Below are 19,444 nucleotides of genomic sequence, written 5' to 3'. Positions count from 1 at the left end.
ATTCATTTTAAATCGTTCGAAAAAATAGTGTTGTAAATGGTAGAGTTCACATGTGTGAGTACATACGGTGGAGGTGAAGAACGCATTGAATTTCTTTGATTTTCAATATTGAAAAGAATAAATGCAATGTTTCCCCAAGTTTTTTTTAAGAAACTGACAAATTGATCAATGAGGGCAATTTCTTGATGTAATGATGCTATAATTTGCTGACAACAAGAAGACCTGTTGCCAGTATTTAGTAGTAGTAAAGAATCACTGATTAAACTATAAAAGACCAGTAAACGAAGAGTAATTTTTGCTTTCATATAATGAATTTTTAATGTGTGATTTGATGCAATAATTTTGGCATATCTTAACACTATCCTGATTTAGATATCCGGCATATATTCATTAAAAAAACAGCTGTTGAGAACAGTTAATCAGATTGTTTTTTTTAGTGGGTATTTTACACAACGAAGTTAAATACAACTCGTTATAATTGTACTGTTTCTCTGTGAATAACCTAAAAACTCGTTGAATCGGTGTTTTTTGTTAAAAAATATTTTTTAAAGGCTTAAAGCTTCTTATTTTTTGTAGTATTTTTTTTAGTACTTTTTAAGAAATTTGGCTATAATTTAAGTTTTTGACATTAAGTGTCTTAAGTTAATTCAGTGTAATTATAGGAAAATACTTTAATTTGTAATTAAAATATAATGGATAAAGAATGCTTATAAAAGAAGAATTGAGGTTTGAAGAACTAAAAAATGACGTTTTTAAATAATAATTACGCAGTTGAATGGGGATAAAAGAGGAAGCTAGAAATGTGTGTCGCGGATACGGTAAGAAGGGAGCATTAAGTAAGATAGTTCTTATCTAGATTATGAGGGGGAAAAGCAATGTTTTTGAATCTGTGTTATGACGGAAAAAAAACATCAATTTTTAAACAATATTCCTGTGTAAGCTTAGTATTTTTATTAGTTTTGTCCTACAAATAAAGTGTATTATGGCGAGCTGTTTTTGATGCGCTATATTAGAGTTTTTTCATCTGTAATTTTGTCGGAGATGATATTCAATGATAAAAAAAAGTGTCATCAAACTAAGTTTGGTGACACTTTTTTAATCAAATATTAATACAAAATAGTTTAGAGGTTTTAAACAGAACCCAGCTATTTTTTTATTTTTCAGTATCGGTATCTCGCATCATTTTTGATTTTTTAACTGGATTTTTTTTGGTTTCTGTCTGTCGCTCAGATTGGGTATCGGTCACAAAAAAACTTTGCTGTAACTTGATGTCCTCGTACGAGGCACCAATCATTACTTTGAATTCGCCTGGCTCTACTACCCTTTTATCATGGGCATTAATCAAGATTAGGTCATCAGAAACAATTTTAAAACTAAGCTGTTTTGACTCTCCCGGTTTTAAATGAACGCGCTCAAAACCACGCAATTGTTTTTCATAAGTGGTGGTGGAGCTGATGACATCGTTAAGATATAATTGCACAATTTCATCACCTGCAACATCACCTGTATTGGTAATTTTACAGTGAACGGTAACGTTGCCTGTCTTGCTTTTTACATCGTCAATGGTGATGTCGTCGTAGGCAAATTCAGTGTACGATTGGCCGTAACCAAAACAATACAAAAGACCTTTGTTACTAACGGAATGATTTTTCATAGGTTCCATATTGGCATTGGGTTTTGTAGGAATATTTAAAGGCAACTGTCCTACAGATTTGACCCACGTACCGTTTAGTTTTCCGCCTGGATTATAGTCTCCTTTTAGCGCTTCGGCAATGGCTAAACCTCCTTGGGCTCCAGGATAAGGAGCACTCAAAATAGCTTTGCAGTATTTATTAGCAAAGTTAATCGTAGCTGGTCTTCCCCAAATCAAAACTAAAACTACAGGTTTGTTGGTTTTTACAAGAGCTTCCAATAATTGCTGCTGATGCCCCGGTAAATCTAAGCTACTCCTAGTGCGACTCTCGCCAGAGGTGCTAGTTCCATCGCCCAAGACGACGACTACAACATCACTTTGTAGGGCTAGGTCAACGGCTTCTTGAATGGATTTTTCTTCATTTGTCGATAAAGTATCGGGTATTAGCTCGTTCTCAGGCCATCCTTTTGAAACAAGATCAATTCCTTTGGCGTATTTGATTTCAACGGCCTCGTTTTCATATACTTTTTTTAATCCGTCATACACACTAGTAAACGCATAATCCATAGGACCATAATGTGTGGGTACATAATTGTTGGTATGGGCATTGGGACCAATCAAAGCGATTTTTTTGAAGTTGTTTTTTAAAGGTAAAAGCTTGTTCTCATTTTTAAGTAGTACTAAACACTCTCTGGATGCTCTAAGGGCAATATCCAAATGCTCTTTTCCAGCAACAACCTTTTGTGCTTCTTCTGGATTGCTCGTGTAAGGCTGATCAAATAGACCCAACCAAAACTTTACATACAAAACCTGGCGAACCAGTTCATTGATGCGCTCCATAGGAATTTTGCCTTCTTTAACTAGACTTCTAACATTATTGATGTATTCATCTGGGGCATCGAAATCGGTTCTTACGTTTAAGCCTGCTTTGAGGGCAAGTAAAGTAGCTTCTTTATGATCGCGAGCTACTTTATGAATATCGGAAAGACGTTCTATGGAATAACTATCGGAAACCACATATCCTTTAAAGCCCATTTCTTTTCTAAGTTTGGTGGTGAGATAAAAGTAGTTGCCTGCTATGGGGACACCATTGTAGTCGTTATAGGAACTCATTACTCCTAATGCACCTGCTTCTTGAAATACTTTTCTAAAAGGATATTCATGTATATAATACATCTCCGATGGGGTGATGTGCGGATCAGTTCGTGCATCCCACTGACGTGCTCCTTTAGTATCACCGTAGCCGACAAAATGCTTGGGAGAGGATACCACTCGTTCGGATTGGATGCCCTGTGCCATAGCTACACCCATACGGGCTACAAGAAAGGGATCTTCACCAAGAGAGCCTTCCCATCGGCCCCAGCGCTGGTCTCTGACCACATCCAAAATGGGAGCATATACGTTAGTGTAGCCCAATACACGAGCTTCTTTTCCTTCTACTTTTCCTTGAATCAGAGCTAATTCTTTATCCCAGGTACAACCCAAGGCATTCATCGAAGGGAAACTAGTAGCGTGTCTGGCACACAAGCCACGAATACCTTCATTGGTAAAATCTACTGGTATACCCAAACGGGTATATTCCACGAAAAAACGCTGGGTTTCTTTCATGGCCATCGCATTATTGTAAGGGGTTTCATTTTCCTTGATCCGAGGGGTATTGTTGATATGCTCATCGATATTGGCAATACCATCCTTTAAAATTAATTGTTGCCAAGAAGCTGTAGGCAAACTGTCCTTGAGCACTTTTCCATGCCCATAATACGTAGCAAGTTGATTGGATTTTTCTTCCAATGTCATTTGAGCAAGCAAGTTATCAATACGCTTGTCCATTTGCTGAGTGGGGTCTTCGTAAAGATCCTTTTTATTGTTTTTGTTGAAATCGATCCAGCCCTGTTTATAGATATTATTTTTAGCAGGATAGGGATTGCTTTGTTGTGCAAATGATATGGCACTCGAAGCAATAGTGATTAAGTATACTAGCTTTAGTTTTGTTCTCATATTGACTTTTTATTATAAAGCCCCCTATATTCTCAATTTTAGTTCGAGAAAATAGGGGGCTATTACTTAATACTGTGAAATTTCAACTCCTTTAATTGCGGCTCCATTGCTAGTTTGACGCAGTCCTAAAGTGATGACATTCTTTTGTTTTTTTCCATATCGTAACCAACATTCCGGTAAGTAGAATTCGCGTTGCGGACCTGCTTCCCAATGTCTTCCAATATTGTGGCCATTCAAATACATATAGCCATTACCAGAAGCGTTGATTAGAAGTTTCCAGGTAGTGGCTGGATCGGTATTTTCAGGAAGTTCAAACTCGACTCGGTACCAAGTAACCAAAGCTGTTGGGGTGGTTTTGATTGAAACTTCTTTTCCTTTTCTCAGTAGTTCAGTTGTGGTGTCCAAATCCATCTTTTTCCATTTGGAGACTTTGAATTCTAGCTGAGTAAAGCCTTCGGTTACACCGGCTAAGTCCTTAGCAAGTTCCCATTGCAATTCATGGTTTATTTTAGTAGTGGAATCAGATAAGCCTGCACGTTTAATACCGGCTAATTCTTCCATAGGCATATAACCGTGAGCATGACCTAAGTTTTCATAGACTATCACAATTTCATTATTACCTTCTTTTAGTAAACCTGAGAGATCAAATTGGTTGTCAAACACATTGGCTCCAATACGAATAAAACAGTCACGTGTTGGCCAAGATTGCGCATCGGCTTTTTCTGGAGCTATTCTCTTAGCAATTTGTCCATTTACCTGAGCATTCACTATATCACGAGTAAACATATTGAATAACAGTTTGTTTTGACTTGCAGCTTGATCGGCAGTAAGGCTAATGTTGGCTTTGTAATAGCTGTATCTAAAGTCATTCACTCCCGATTCAGACAATGAAGTTTCAGATTTCAAAGGTATCCATAGCGCTTTGGCTTGTGGATCATCTTTCATTAGGACTTTACCAATACGGATAGCGGTATGAACTGTACTCGGTTTTGTTAGCTCATTTTTCTTTGGCCACCATTCTCCTTCAGCTGCCGTTTTTCCAGGAGGAATCACTAAGACTTTGGTATCTAGATCAGCTAGTTGATAATCCACATCTAAAGAAGGGATACTAATAGATGCTGTTTGTTGTTCTTCATCGGTTTTAATGAGTACTTTTTCACCATGCTGATTGATGTTGTAAATAGGTTCGTGACCATTATTGATTTTGCCCGGAGCTAGAGTAACTTTTCCAGAAAGTGGTTTTTTATCATCCGTGTTGTGAAGAAAAACAAATTTTGTACCATCAGGGGCAATACGTACGCCTCCAAAAAGGTTTTTTGGAGCAGGTTTACCATCGACGTTTAGGTCACAAGGTCCGCCTTGAGTTTGCATTAATTTTGTGCCATATACTTTTAGAAAATCCCCGATCTGCTGTGCTACATAGTATTTTGGACTTAGTCCTCCGTTTTCTCTGATAGGAGCATTATAGTCATACGATGTGGTCATACCACGAGCTCCCCAACCAGCAAAATGAGTACCTCCAAAAAACATATAGGCGTTTAAGCCTGAAGCGCCTCCTAGTAAACTCATCAAATTGATGGCTTTATAGTGACGGGCATCGGAGTAATTGTCTTCACTAAGTCTTCCCGTTACCAAAGAGAACCATCCTCCTTGAAGTTCGGTTACAAAGCCTGGAGAATCGGGTTGTTTGCTTCGTAGGTCTGCCATTCTAATAGCGCAACTGGGCGCGTCATTTAGACCCACATAATAATTGTCACTGTCAAATACTTGTGACAATTGAGGATCATTACTACTGCGACATTCTTGGGTTAGGCAGGTAAATAAAGGCACATCAATCTGATTCTCTTTTGCCGAGTCATATAATCCTTTAAGTAAAACTTCTTTATTGGTAGAATCATCGTGGTTGTATTCGTTCTCAATTTGGAACAGGATAATCCCTTTGGCCCCTTTTGGTTTTTGGGTAATTTGCTCATGGGCTACCGCTTTAGATACGGCTTTGTACCAGTGCTGTGACCATTTTACATGCTCCGGATCTGCACTTCTCAGCCAGAATTCTTCTTTGCCTGGTGTGTATTTGGCCAGCCATTGTGGATAACCTCCTCCAGACCATTCTGCACAGATAAAAGGACCTGGGCGTACTATGGTATAAAAACCAAATTCTTCCTGTGCCATCTTAAGCCAAGCTAGTAAATCGGTAAAATCAAGTTTGGAATAATCATCGATATTAGAAGGCATTTCACGTTCGTGCCAATTCCATGGTACATAAGTCTCCACGGTATTGAATCCTGCCTCTTTTATTTTTTTAAAACGATCTCTCCAAAGTTCTTGCGGACATCTGAAGTAATGGAATGCCGCACTATAAGTGAAAAATTCCTTTCCTTCGATAATCATTCCTTTTCCATCGTAGCGTACTCGTTCTGGTTTAGCGAATTTCTTTGGAATTAATGCCGTTTGTTTTTTGGTAAAGGCATTTTCGTTGGTAAAATGAAACCAATTAAAATCGGCAAAACCATCCACGCCAGTAGCGTTGTCACTATAATTGAATAAGGCAAAACGATTGGCGGTCCAATCTAAACCTAGTCCCATTTTTAAAGTGTTTCCGATGGTTTGAAAAGTTTTACCGTCTGTACTGTATTCAAAAGAGGCCAGATAGTTTTCATGAGTAACATTGGCTTTGAGCCAAAGGGTATTTCCTGTATACTTAACAGAGGTAATGATCGTATCATTATTGACCATTACTAAGTTTCTTTCTTTTCCTTTTTGCTGTATGGCTACATAGGCATAGGGCTGTTGAAAAACACCAAAACCTGCCGTGTTTCCGTCCTTCAATCCACTTAGGTCCATTTCTACAGTTCCAGTAGAGAAGGGCCCTTGTACTCTTTGTGTTAGGGTGTTTCGGGCATCAAAAAGTCTGGTGGCTTTAGCTGCTTTCAAACGCAAATAGCCTTTACGTGCGCTAAGTGACCACTTAGTGTTATCTGGATTATGATTCCATTGCCATTGTAGTCCCAAAGTGGGCTTGTTAAATTCATCAGAAGTTGCAGGAACCTTGATCGGGTAGGTTTTACTAACATCTGGTTTTTTATAGGTGGCAACACCTTTACCATTTACGCCCAACATAGGCCAACCGTCCACCCAAGTAACTGGTTCTAAATTAGGGGTACGGCCTATTGGTCCACGATCCTGCATGATAATAAACCACCACGAACCATCCTTTAGTTGGACCATTCCACCTTGGTGTAGGCCATTTCCAGGATAGGTATGATCGTCGTTGATGACTACTTTTGATTCGTAGGGGCCATAAATATTATCTGAACGCAAACAAACCTGTCTTCCTGTTGTGCCACCTGTAGAGCCAAAGATGTAATATTTTCCGTTGATTTTATAGGTGTGTGAGCCTTCTAAATAAGGATATTCACGATTGTTGTAGATTTCTTTTTGGGGTACTTTTACCGACAAAGCATCTGCATTTAATTCGGTTACAAAAAGTTTTTGTTGTCCGTGTACCACATATACTTTTCCGTTATCGTCGAAAAACAAACCTGGATCATATAAGTATTCAGGAAAAATTGTTCTGGTCCAAGGTCCATTGATGTCTTTGGCAGTACACATTGAAAAATGACCTTTTTCTTTATCCCAGTTCGGTGTGCAAAATCCAGCATAAAACAGCCCGTTGTGGTGACGGATAGTTGCGGCCCAAGAGCCTCTTAGGTAGCGGTCCCCACCTTGTAAATTATAGCGAGGGTCTTCGGTGTATTGCTTAAGGGCATATCCCGCCATTTCCCAATTGACCAAATCTTTTGATTTGGCAATAGGACATCCCGGTACATAATGCATACTGGTGGATATAAAATAAAAATCATCTTTGACCCTAATAATATCTGGATCGGGCCAGTCTCCCCACATTAGGGGATTAGTAAAAGTCCCATTGCCATTGTCGGGTGTCCATACTTTTGGCAGTGGTTGTGTTTGTGCCCTGAGCAGGGTCGTCTTTACGCTTAAAAGGCAAAGGAATAACAAGAGTAGTTTTTTCATTGTTATAGTGTCGTAAAATTGTTTTTATTCTTTGGAAGCTTGTTTTTCTCTATAGGTAAAGAAGTCATTGAAATTTCCTAGTATCAAAAAAAAGAGGGAAGCGCGAAACTTCCCTCTTTGAATTCACTCGAAATAATTACTTCAGTAAATGGAAAACAAAACCTTAGTAATTAGGATTCTGTTTTAGATTTTTGTTCAAATCCACTTCCTTTTGAGGGATCGGTAATAAATAGTTTTTAGCACTTGAAAAAGCACGATCAGTAGCTGGGATGTTTGAATTTGGTGTTAATGTAAGTGTTCCGTTATTTGGATCAACGGTACCTAGTGGGCTACCAGTCACTTTACCAGTCAATACTTCATCACCAATTTTCCAACGTTGAATATCATACCAACGAAGTCCTTCCATAGCCAATTCTACTCTTCTTTCTCTACGAACTAAAGTACGCAAAGTTGCTTGAGAATTGTAAACCGTAGTGTTTACATTTGGCATTCCGACTCTGTTTCTTACTTTATTGATAGCATCGTATACCGATTGATCAATTTGATTGGCTTCGATTTTGGCCTCAGCATAAGAAAGCAAAATTTCAGCATATCGCATCACGATAAAACTCAATCCTGTATTGTCTATATCAGTTCCAAAATTACTTCCTCTGAAATCATCTATGTTGGAAATGAATTTCTTTACATTATAACCAGTAGGTGAACAGTTGTTGTTTTTATAAAAATCCGTTCCAGAGAAAGGGTCAAAATAAGCGCCAGTGTATAAAGCACCTGCTCTGATGATGCTAGCGTCCAAACGAGGATCGCGATTTGCATACGGCTGCATTGGGTTATAAGTGGCGTCTTCTTGAATGGTTTTACCATTTTTTGTTTCATAGGCATCAACCAATTGTTGTGTAGGGGCGATTGAACTCCATCCTCCTTGTGAATTAGGGGCAAGGGTGATCAATACCCAGGCAGGGTTATCATCTTTAAGGTATTGTACATCCAATAACACCTCTTCATTATTAGCGTTGGCTGGACGGAATAAGTCTGTGTAATTTGGATATAGATTATAGCTAAATGGTGAAGACATTAATTGTTGGCAAGTTGCAATACAGTCGGCCCATTTTTCATTGTACAATTCAATTCTAGCTTTTAATCCCAAGGCAGCACCTCTAGATATTCTACCGATATCCGATCCAGAATACGTAACAGGTAAACTAGGCGCTAAATCACTTAGTTCTTCTAGTATGAATTTGACTACTAATTCTTTAGAAGTCTTGGTGACGTTATTGGCTTCTTGTGGTGTTAACTCTGTTAGCACTAAAGGGATATCGCCGTAACTTTGGCTAATTACAAAATATTGGTAGGCTCTTAAAAAGCGCGCTTCACTTTTCATTCTTGCTCTCTTTTCGTCTGATAGATTAGAGGCCGGTACTTTGTCAATATTGGCCAAAAACCAGTTGCATTTTTGGATAGATTTGAAATCCCATCTGTTCACACCAGGCTCCGTTGGAGTCGAGAATCCAGAAGCGTAGATTTCGTAACCTTCCCAAGGAAATTGATCGTATCCATTATCGGACATACAATCGTTATAGACCACATTGTCTCCGGATTCCCAGCCGGCGTAACAACCATTTAATGCGGTTTTGGCATCATTTTCAGAAGTCCATAAAGAGCTATTACTATATTGGTCTGTCGGATTTCTGTCTAAGAAATCATTGGTACAACTGCTTAGTAAGACAGCTGTCAGACAGCTAACAAAAAAATATTTTTTCATGATTTTATTTTTATTTAGAGGCTAATTTTTTAACTATTTTAAAACGAGATATCAAGACCAATGGTGTTGACAATAACTTGTGGATAGTTGTAGATACTACCAGTTGAACCCATTTCTGGATCGATCCACTTGTAAAATTTCGTAAAAGTTAAAATGTTTTGCCCACTGTAATAAATTTTAAAATTTTTAAGACCTACTTTTTTGACAAAGGTCTGTGGTAAATTATAAGCCACCATTAAATTTTTCAAACGTAAATATGAAGCGTCTTTTACCCAAAAAGAAGATGGAGTAGAACCAGGATCATTCTGCGTGTAAGAGTACCAAGTACGAGGGAAAGAGGCATTTGGATTCTCTGGAGTCCAACGGTCTAAAAATACCGAAGTAGGTTTGTTGATATCAGGCCCTACTTCTCCTATCAAATCACCTCCATTAGCTTTTACGCCAGCTGCTCCTTGAAAAAACAGGGATACTTCAAGTGATTTCCAAGTTGCGCCCATAGTAAAACCATAAGTAACTTTAGGGAAATAAGTACCCAAGAATTTTTTGTCATGGCCGTCAATCACGCCATCAGGTTTTCCATCAGGACCGCTAAGGTCTTTGTATTTGATGTCGCCAGGAGCAATTTGACCACCACTTTGTGATGCGTGCGCGTCTACTTCTGCTTGTGTTCTAAAAATACCTTCTGCTTCATAACCATATAACGAATTGATTGGAAAGCCTACTTGTTGAAAAGTGCCACCTTCAATAAAAGGACCACTTCCTTTTAGGTCAGTAATTTTATTTTCAATATAAGAAAGGTTGGCTCCAATATTGAAATTAACTTCATTTATGTTGTTGCGGTATTTAGCAGCAAACTCCCATCCTTTGTTCGAAACAGATCCTGCGTTTTGATAGGGTGACGTTAGACCATACACAGCCCCAATTGGTAATTTTAATAAAATTTCTGTGGTGTTTTTTGTAAAATAATCTACAGTAAAATCCAATTTTTGATCTAAAAAAGTAGCATCCAGACCAAAATTGGTAGTGGCTGTAGCTTCCCAGCTAATGTCTTTATTAGCCCCATCAACTGGTGCAATTCCAGAAGCTAAACCTTGATTAAAGGAATAGTTTTGACTAGATTTAATTGTGGCAATGGACGGATAGTTTCCTACTACATTTTGATTCCCCAATTTACCCCATGATCCTCTTAATTTTAAACTGTTTACCACATCTAAAATAGGTTCAAAGAATGCTTCTTTTGAAATGTTCCAACCTGCTGAAAAAGAAGGGAAAACGCCCCATTGATTACCCGGAGCAAAACGTGAAGAGCCATCTCTTCTTACGTTTGCTTCTAATAAATAACGCTCTTTGTAATCATAATTGAATCGACCAAAGTAGGATTGTAAGGCCCAATCGTTGGATTTTCCTTCATTTTGTTGACCATCTTTTGGCGCTACATTTATTTCAGTCAATGAATTGTTCAGAAAGCCTTGTCGGTAAGCCATCAAATAGTTATACAATTGGTATTCTTTTGATGCTCCCGCTAATACTTTAAAGTGGTGGTTTTCACCCAAGTTTTTTTGATATTCTAGTACAGCCTGTAAATTTGTATAGGTAGTTTTAGCAGAGGAAACAACCAAGTTGTTTGGTCCTTGATATTTAGTAGGCTCACCTGTAATGCCACTATAGTATTGAATGTCTTTGGTGAATTGCGTTCTATCATTATTATTGACACGGTAGCCAAAGTTAGGTTTAAAGTGTAGGTTTTTAACCAATTCCCAATCAAGACCAACATTACCTGTTAGTGTGGATCCCTTTTTCTTGTTGTAAGAACCTGATTCTAACCAAGCCATTGGACTACCATCGGCAATATAACCGTAAGCACCATTAGGATATTTATAAGGCACGGTACTGGAAAGCCTGTTGATTTGTCTTACCAATTGACCAAAACCAAATTCATCACCACCATAACCTCCGTTAGCGTAGGTACTAATTGGTTCGCTAAAAGGTGCATATTGATAGGCTAGATTGGCGCTCAAGGACAGTCGTTTAGCGATCTGAGAATTAATATTAAATCGAGTGGAGTATTTTTCAAAACTACTTCCTTTTACATTTCCATCTTGCGTAAAATAGCCTAACGAAAACATATAAGTTGTCTTTTCATCGCCACCATTTAAACTCAGATGATGATTTTGTTGAAAACCCGGTTGAGTATAAAATAAGTCCAGCCAATCTGTGTTAGGATGTAAAGGATCATTTCCAGCTTTAAACGCCTGAATATCTTCAGGGGTCCATCTTGGACTTTTACCTTCGTTGACACGAGCTTCATTATACAAAGCTGCTTGGTCCCATGAAGGTAAGAAGTCAGGTAGGCGGTGTATGTCTTGTTTTCCAACATAGGTACTGTAACGTACTTGCATTTGTCCTTTTTTTCCTTTTTTGGTTGTAATTAATACCACACCGTTGGCAGCACGTGAACCATAAATAGAAGCTGAGGCAGCGTCTTTCAATACGGTTAGTGTTTCAATATCATTTGGATTAACTTCGTTCATAGTAGCCACAACACCGTCTACAACGACCATTGGTTCACTATTGTTCAATGTACCAATACCACGTATGCGAATACTACCTGCATCTTTTCCAGGCTGACCATTGGTAGTGGTCACCGTTACTCCAGCCATAGTTCCTTGAAGGGCATTAGTAACATTGGTTAAAGGACGATCGTCTAAACTTTTAGAAGTGATACTCGCAACAGCTCCAGTAAGGTTTACTTTCTTTTGCTTACCATATCCAACCACTACAACTTCTTCTAGTTTTTGACCACCTTCTTTTAAAACAATATTCAGAGGAGATTTTCCAATAGCAACTTCTTGAGTTTCCATCCCAATGAAAGAGACAACAAGTATAGCGTTGCTATCAGGAACATTAAAACTAAATTCACCATCAAAATTAGTCTGTGCACTAATATTAGTGCCTTTTACAATGATGTTCGCCCCTGGGATTGGATTCCCTTTTGCGTCCACGACTTTTCCACTAATTTGACTTTGAACCGAAACCACACGGGATGGTTCTTTTATTTTTTCAGCTTTAGGAGCAAATGAGATGGTTTTTCCTTCGATAGCCCAACTGATAGGCTGATTAGCGAATGCTTGTTCTAGTACCTTTTCTACGGGAGTGTTGACTACATTGAGAGAAATAGGCTTGACATTTTTTAAAATGGCCACATCATAGAAAAAAACATAATCAGTTTGATCTTTTATGACCGATAGCACTTTTTTGAACGCCACGTTTTTCCCAGAAAAAGTAACGTTTTGTGAAGAAACTGCCGCTGAAACTTGTAACGTAAGAGCGACAACTAGTATGGATGCTAGTTTCATAACTTTCCATGTTTTTGTTGTAAGCCAATGGGTTCTAGGCTTGGTTTTGGGTAATAATTTCATACTTTCGTAATGGTTTTGGTTAATAATGTGTTCACCTTGCTTGGTTTATCTATTTATTTTTCCATAACTGTTTCTATTTTTTGTAGAAACAAGCCAGCACTGCTTCCAACAGCTGCTGGCTTTTTTTATGGATCGTAAATATTTTTGGTGAAAAAGGATTTCCTTTTTCTATTTTATTTAAGGCATAACCCTTAATTTTTGTCCTTCTATTTTAAAATGAATATTATTTTTTTCTAATATTTTCAGCACTTGTGATAACTGTAAATTTCTTTGAATTTCCCCTTCAAATACTCGAGGTTGTACACCCTTATCGTACACCACGTCGATATCATACCAACGACTTATTTGACGAAGTACCATTTCAAGACTAGCATTCTCAAAGTAAAACACCTCATTTTTCCATCCCATTACTTCCTCTAGGTTTACCTTATTGCTTACTACTAGGGCTCCCGATTTTTGTTTTTGAGCTTGTTGACCAGGTTTTAGCAGGATTTTACTGCTCTTTTTGGTAATGAGTACACTTCCTTCTAAGAGTGTGGTATTAACCGATGCTTCATCCTGATAGGCATTAACATTAAAATGAGTTCCCAGTACATTGATTTGCATATCATTTATGGCAACCGTAAAAGGTCTTGTTTTGTCTTTGGCTACTTCAAAATAGACTTCTCCACTGATGGCTACCTTTCTTTGGTTTTTAGGAAAAGAAGTCGGAAAAGTAATAGAAGACGAGGCATTAAGCCAAACTTTTGTCCCATCGGAGAGGGTAAGGTTGTATTGGCGAGCCCTTGGCGTAGTCATAGTATTGAATACAGCTTGGGCATTTGCCTGAGCAGTATAGACTAGTTTTCCATTCTTTTTAGTAACAGTAGTATTGTTCTGATTGGCAAGCAAGCCATTTCCGGCACTATCCAACACGATTTTAGAACCGTTGGAAAGCGTTAGTATTGCTCCACTTTTACCTGGTGCTTTATCGTTTTGCTCTTTTGATGCAACGGTTGTTGGAGCTGAATTACGCGGTTGAAAAAAATAATGCGTTCCTAAGCCTAGTACAGCTACAATACTTGCTGCAACGGCTAGTTTTCTCCAATTGAATAGGGACGAAGTAATGAAATCGGAATCGTCTTCAGTATCCGTTATGGCCATTTTGGCTCTTAATTCCTGTATGAATTTAGTGGTAACTTCAGGATCTACGGCAGGAGTTTCTACCGTATCATAATTATCTCGAAGAACAGTATCGAGTTCATCGGCATATTGAGGGTTATCCAACATCGAAAGGAGAATCGTTTTATCCTCAGATGAAATTTCACCTGAAACATACTGCTCCATAAGTTCTTTAAATACTTTGTTTTGATACATGTTCATGCAATTTTGGGCCGGCTTCAGCTGACCTCTGCCTATAAAGACGAGGGTACAAGGTTAAAGTGGCAATGAAAAATGAAAAATTTAACAAAAAAAATGAAACCCGAGTAAAATCAGTGTTAACAAATTGATGTTATAACGTTTGTGTAAGTAGTCCCTAAGAAAGTTTAAGGCCTGTAATAAATGCCAACGCACGGTTCTGGTGGCTATACCCAGTTCTTTGCTAATGTATTCAGAATCTTTACCTTCCATTCGGCTTAGCAAGAAAACAGTACGTCTTGGTTCGGGTAAAAGTGCAGCACCTTCATTGAGGATGGCCATGAGTTCTTTAAACTCATATTGCTCGTCTGGCTTGAAAAATAATTCTTGTAATTTTTCCCCTTCTAAGGTATCGGTTTCGATGAGTTTTTTTCGAATATGACTGATAATCAAGTTTCGACTGACGATAAAAAGATAGTTATCGAAGTTTTGTACGTCAAATAGTTTGTCGCGTTTTTCCCAGATTTGAATAAAAACATCTTGAGTTAATTCTTCCGCTATGGGATATGATTTTACAAAACTGAGCGCATGATTAAGTACTTTTAACCAATGCTGTTCTACAAGTTGGGTATAAGCCAGCTCATTTCCCCTCGCTATCTCTGGTAAAAGAGTAGACTCGTTCAAAGAAATCAAAGCTGAGTTCATAGTAGTTAAGGGGGCGTTTTTGGTTTTAATTCAATTCAAGCAACGCAAACATAACTAAAATAGCTAAGATTTGTTAAATAAATGGTAAAAAATGGAATCAGAGTGTTTTGTTTGAGGATAGGGAATGCGAGAAAATGGGGATATGGTTTTATTGCAGTGGATTGTTGCTAAGCTTGTTTTTAAATAGAAGTATTTAAAATTCGTTGTTTAACGGTCTCCATATAAGAGCGCCCGATCACATAACGAAGACCTTCAATTTCGATACTATTGCCTTCAACGGCATCAATCTTATCAATGGCTACTGTATACGAACGGTGTATTCTTAAGAAGTTTCTTTCAGGTAATAAATCCGTAAAATCAGATAAAGTACTGTGGATAATATATTTGCCTGTTAGAGTGCTGATTTTGATATAATCCTTTAAGCTTTCAACAACTAAGATTTCATTAAAGAAAATTTTCTTCATTCGTTTTTTATCAATTTTGATAAAAAGAAAGGCATTCTCGGTAATCGTTTCAGGTGTGTTATTAGTGGTACTTTCTAGTCTTTTGCTGACCTTATTTAAGGCCTTCATTAGCCTCGGAAATTCTATGGGTTTTACTAAGAAGTCCAACACATCTAATTCGTAAGTCTCTATAGCGAATTGGCTATAAGCGCTCGTAATGATAACCAGTGGCGGGTTGTCTAAGCTTTTAATGAAGTTAATACCATCGAGTACAGGCATATTGATGTCAAGAAAAAGGACATCGATTTTATTGTTTTTTAAAAAATTTAAACCTTCTATTGGATTGGTAAAAGTGTTGACTAGCTCGAAATTTTCAATGGGTGCTAAATAATTTTTAACCACATTAATAGCCAATGGCTCATCATCTATAATCAAACAATTTATCTTCATTTCTTTACTGTTAATGGGAGCAAAATAATTGAGTTGGTAAAATTCAAAATAGAAGCAGTCTCGCTAAGAGACTTTAATTACTAGCTTTGAGACAAAAATATTCTTTTTATTCTTAAAAGAAAGGCTATAATCCTTTTTATTATACACCAAGGCTAACCTTTTTTTTACATTTTCGATACCGATACCCCCGGAGGTATTAAAGTGGTCTTGATGTTCGGTTACTTCAGGCATGGGATTGGAAACCGTGAAATGTAGGTGATCTCCTTTTATGGTAAAGTTAATATCAATCACTACTTTTCCAGTGTTTTTGTTGACCCCATGTTTAAAGGCATTTTCAATAAAAGTCAATAGGATAATGGGAGCAATTTCTTTATCGTGTATGTCTCCTGAAATGGCCAGATTGATTTGCAGACGATCGTCATTTCTGATTTTCTCTAAATCAAGATAATTCTCAATGCAGAGTATTTCGTTCTCTAAAGACTGTTTTTTATTTTTTGTTTCGTACAGCATATAGCGCATTAACTCAGAAAGTTTGAGAACGATTCTAGGAGTCTTGTTTGACTTTTCTACCGATAGAGAATAAATGTTATTGAGGGTATTGAATAGGAAATGCGGTGAAATTTGAGATTTCAGGAAAAGTAGTTCCGTTTCTAATTGGGATTTTTCTAGATCCGTTACTCGTTTTTGTTCCTTCAAGAAGTCTAAGGTAATCTTAATGGCTGTAACAAACGTGATCACGTAAAGTTCGCCAATCATCATATCGATGGTATAATTAAGCGATAGTTTGTTTACCGTTTCGGGTCCCTCGGGCCAAACATCATGACTAATTAAGAGATAAGTCAGATTGAATTTGATGATCACCATGATAAAGATGGCCGAAACTATAGCCAATACATAAAGCAGGTATTTTTTACGGTACACCAAATAAGGCATAAAGACTAAGATATTCAAATAACACAAGCTCATGTGAATCGGGAAACCTAGTAAATTAGATTTGAATGAATAGATATAGTCATTGAAGTAACTTCCCCATCGAAGGGTGTTAAATAAAAAGTATGTCAGCCAAAAAAAGAAATGATAATGCAAAGGAATCGCATAAATTTTGTTAGAACTGAAATTCATAATAATGATGTGTTTTGCGACTTTTTTTGATGTTTGTCTTTGTTTAGCTGTTGTCTGTCTAAATTATTTGTAAAAAAAGCCAATTTTATATACGTTTAAAGTTGATTTATGATTGTTTTGCGTAGAATTTCATGCGCTTGGTTTTGTTTACAATTGGATTGCAAGTTGTAAAATAAAGAGATACAAAGATAATAGTCAACCGTTTTTTTTTGATCAATATCCAAGGTCTTTTGTTATTACTTGATTCCAAGGTCCCATATACAGCTGCTCAATAGCAGTAGGTGATGGGGTAAAGGCCTTATTTAGGGCAGCTATTATAAAACGAGATGTAACGACAATCCTATTTCTTAGTATTAATTTTCTTTTACATCGCTATGCTTACCAAAAAACAATACCAGCTTCTTACTAAGTTTTTCTTGAAGGTTCTAAAATCAATGTAGAAAGGACCTTTATACTTCCTAAGCTTTTCCTGTGTGCAGATTGCCTAAGTGCAACAAACAAATAGTGCCCTTAAGGGATGTCTTTGTATGGACTAGAGAAAAGGTTCAAACCAGATCTTAATTAGAGCCTGCTGTAGGGGCATAATCAAATAATTAACCAATTAACTAACCAATAAATAAATATTAAAATTAATGGATATCATTGACGTATCAATCATCATTGCCTATATACTACTATCGGTAGGAATAGGAATATGGATTTCAAGAAAAGCATCAAAGGGATTAGATGATTATTTCCTAGGTGGAAAAACAATTAAATGGTATTTCTTAGGTTTGAGCAACGGCTCGGGCATGTTTGATGTTTCGGGTACTTCCTGGATGATTGGAGTATTGTTTTTATATGGCGTAAAAAGTTTCATGTTTATGTGGCTTTGGCCGATCTGGAATCAGATTTTTGTGATGATGTTTTTGGCGGTTTGGATCAGAAGATCAAAAGTAATGACAGGTTCGGAATGGATTTTAACCCGTTTTGGAAGTGATAGGGCCGGGAAAGCTTCTCATATTATTGTGGCGATCTTTGCTATCATTTCTACCATTGGTTTTATTGCTTACTTTTTTGAAGGCATCGGTAAATTTATCACCATTATTCTTCCTTGGGATTTATCGCTTCATTATGGCGATTTATTACTATTGACCTCAGAGCGATCGTATGCTTTAGTGATCATCTTTTTAACGACCATCTATACGGTTAAAGGAGGAATGTTCTCTGTAGTGGCTACTGAGGTGGTACAATATTTAATCATGATTGTAGCTAGTGTTTTGATAGCGGGTTATGCCTTTGTCAATTATACGGATATTCAGATTAATTCAGTGATTACCGAAGAATGGAAAAATGTTTTCTTTGGATGGCAGTTTGAAACACAGTGGAGCGATAAGTTCCAAACCTTCAATAATCTAATTGACTCTGAAGGCTATAAAATGTTTGGTGCCTTTATCGGTATGACTTTGTTTAAAGGTTTCTTTGCCAGTATTGCAGGACCAACACCGAGTTATGATTTACAAAGGATTTTATCGACCAAATCGGTAAAAGAAGCAGCTTATATGAGTGGTTTTACCAATTTGATTTTGTTTATCCCAAGGTATTTATTGATTACCGGTATCGTGGTAATTGCTTTGGTCAACATAGCGCCGGCCTTGAATGCCAATACGGCTTTAACGGGTGCTGATTTAGAATTATTGATGCCGCAGGTAGTTAATTTATATATTCCTGTTGGAATAAAAGGGATTCTGCTCGCGGGTTTACTGGCGGCTTTTATGTCTGGATTCTCTGCTTTTGTCAATGCTGGACCAGCCTATATAGTGAATGATATTTATAAAAAATACTTCAAACCAGTAGCCACCAATGCACACTACATCAAAGTAAGTCAGATTTCTTCGTTTTTGGTAGTCGGTTTAGGGGTCTTTATGGGATTCTTTGCAGACTCGATTAATTCCTTGACCTTATGGATTACCAGCGCCTTATACGGAGGTTATGTAGCGGCCAATTTTTTAAAATGGATATGGTGGAGATTTAATGGTTGGGGGTATTTCTGGGGTATGTTTGCTGGTTTGATCGTGGCTTCTTTACAGTTCATATTGGGACAAAGTAAAGGCAACTTGGAACACGGATCATTTTTACATGATTTAGCCCAAGTACAGGCTATTTACTTATTTCCGGTGATATTTGGATTTTCAATTTTGGGTTGTCTTTTGGGAACGTTTTTAAGCAAACCAACCGATATGGAAGTGTTAAGATCTTTTTATACCAATGTAAGACCTTGGGGCTGGTGGGGGCCAGTTTATAAAACATTAAAAGCGGAAGATCAGACTTTCGAGAAAAACAATGATTTTGGAAAGGATATGCTCAATTGTGTCATCGGAATTGTATGGCAATCCAGCATGATTTTACTCCCTATCTTCTTTGTGGTGAGAGATTATCCTAAGGCCATTATTGCACTACTCGTATTTTTAGTGACAACAACCATTTTAAAATTCACCTGGTTAGACAAAGTTCGAAAAATAGCCGACTAAGAAAAAAGACGCAACAGCTGGTATTGGGC

The 19,444-nt window shown here is 37.4% G+C and carries 10 protein-coding genes; 1 reads left to right on the top strand and 9 read right to left on the bottom strand.

Translation table 11 applies throughout. The annotated features are described in order from the left end of the window. Positions 1–2: 2 nt before the first annotated feature. The 9 genes from AC51AA_RS04995 to AC51AA_RS04955 all read right to left on the bottom strand — a co-directional run bounded on the left by AC51AA_RS04995 (position 3) and on the right by AC51AA_RS04955 (position 16,905). Entirely contained in the window at positions 3–305 is a 303-nt protein-coding gene (locus AC51AA_RS04995) for a hypothetical protein (protein ID WP_500704632.1), read from the bottom strand. An 848-nt stretch (positions 306–1,153) separates the two neighbouring features. Then, positions 1,154–3,631 (bottom strand): glycoside hydrolase family 3 N-terminal domain-containing protein, encoded by a 2,478-nt coding sequence (locus AC51AA_RS04990; RefSeq protein WP_500704631.1) that lies wholly within the window; start codon positions 3,629–3,631, stop codon positions 1,154–1,156. Positions 3,632–3,697: 66 nt separating this feature from the next. Further along, positions 3,698–7,666, bottom strand: coding sequence for a beta-galactosidase (locus tag AC51AA_RS04985; RefSeq protein ID WP_500704629.1), 3,969 nt, complete (start codon positions 7,664–7,666; stop codon positions 3,698–3,700). A gap of 163 nt (positions 7,667–7,829) precedes the next feature. Beyond that, positions 7,830–9,428, bottom strand: coding sequence for a RagB/SusD family nutrient uptake outer membrane protein (locus tag AC51AA_RS04980; protein WP_500704628.1), 1,599 nt, complete (start codon positions 9,426–9,428; stop codon positions 7,830–7,832). 38 nt (positions 9,429–9,466) lie between these two features. Further along, entirely contained in the window at positions 9,467–12,784 is a 3,318-nt protein-coding gene (locus tag AC51AA_RS04975; RefSeq protein ID WP_500704627.1) for a TonB-dependent receptor, read from the bottom strand. 240 nt (positions 12,785–13,024) lie between these two features. Then, positions 13,025–14,203 (bottom strand): FecR family protein, encoded by a 1,179-nt coding sequence (locus AC51AA_RS04970; protein ID WP_500704626.1) that lies wholly within the window; start codon positions 14,201–14,203, stop codon positions 13,025–13,027. Positions 14,204–14,290: 87 nt separating this feature from the next. Beyond that, the gene (locus AC51AA_RS04965) at positions 14,291–14,890 is read right to left on the bottom strand and encodes an RNA polymerase sigma factor (protein WP_500704625.1); all 600 of its coding nucleotides are present in this window, start codon (positions 14,888–14,890) and stop codon (positions 14,291–14,293) included. Positions 14,891–15,069: 179 nt separating this feature from the next. Next, positions 15,070–15,783 carry a LytR/AlgR family response regulator transcription factor gene (locus tag AC51AA_RS04960; RefSeq protein WP_500704624.1) on the bottom strand — a complete coding sequence of 238 codons (714 nt, stop codon included), beginning with the start codon at positions 15,781–15,783 and terminating at the stop codon, positions 15,070–15,072. A 63-nt stretch (positions 15,784–15,846) separates the two neighbouring features. Further along, on the bottom strand, positions 15,847–16,905 hold the full coding sequence (locus AC51AA_RS04955; RefSeq protein ID WP_500704623.1) for a sensor histidine kinase: 1,059 nt from the start codon (positions 16,903–16,905) through the stop codon (positions 15,847–15,849). 632 nt (positions 16,906–17,537) lie between these two features. On the opposite strand from AC51AA_RS04955, the gene AC51AA_RS04950 reads away from it, so the two are divergent. Continuing rightward, entirely contained in the window at positions 17,538–19,415 is a 1,878-nt protein-coding gene (locus AC51AA_RS04950; RefSeq protein WP_500704622.1) for a sodium:solute symporter family protein, read from the top strand. Positions 19,416–19,444 lie beyond the last annotated feature (29 nt).

This window comes from Flavobacterium sp. OHVDL-2026-0007 (assembly GCF_059882335.1).
This window is presented reverse-complemented; position numbering and strand designations above follow the sequence as displayed.

Coding starts and splice junctions, on each gene's coding strand:
- AC51AA_RS04995 (WP_500704632.1), bottom strand. CDS start 305: ATGAAAGCAAAAATTACTCTTCGTTTACTGGTCTTTTATAGTTTAATC.
- AC51AA_RS04990 (WP_500704631.1), bottom strand. CDS start 3,631: ATGAGAACAAAACTAAAGCTAGTATACTTAATCACTATTGCTTCGAGT.
- AC51AA_RS04985 (WP_500704629.1), bottom strand. CDS start 7,666: ATGAAAAAACTACTCTTGTTATTCCTTTGCCTTTTAAGCGTAAAGACG.
- AC51AA_RS04980 (WP_500704628.1), bottom strand. CDS start 9,428: ATGAAAAAATATTTTTTTGTTAGCTGTCTGACAGCTGTCTTACTAAGC.
- AC51AA_RS04975 (WP_500704627.1), bottom strand. CDS start 12,784: ATGAAACTAGCATCCATACTAGTTGTCGCTCTTACGTTACAAGTTTCA.
- AC51AA_RS04970 (WP_500704626.1), bottom strand. CDS start 14,203: ATGTATCAAAACAAAGTATTTAAAGAACTTATGGAGCAGTATGTTTCA.
- AC51AA_RS04965 (WP_500704625.1), bottom strand. CDS start 14,890: ATGAACTCAGCTTTGATTTCTTTGAACGAGTCTACTCTTTTACCAGAG.
- AC51AA_RS04960 (WP_500704624.1), bottom strand. CDS start 15,783: ATGAAGATAAATTGTTTGATTATAGATGATGAGCCATTGGCTATTAAT.
- AC51AA_RS04955 (WP_500704623.1), bottom strand. CDS start 16,905: ATGAATTTCAGTTCTAACAAAATTTATGCGATTCCTTTGCATTATCAT.
- AC51AA_RS04950 (WP_500704622.1), top strand. CDS start 17,538: ATGGATATCATTGACGTATCAATCATCATTGCCTATATACTACTATCG.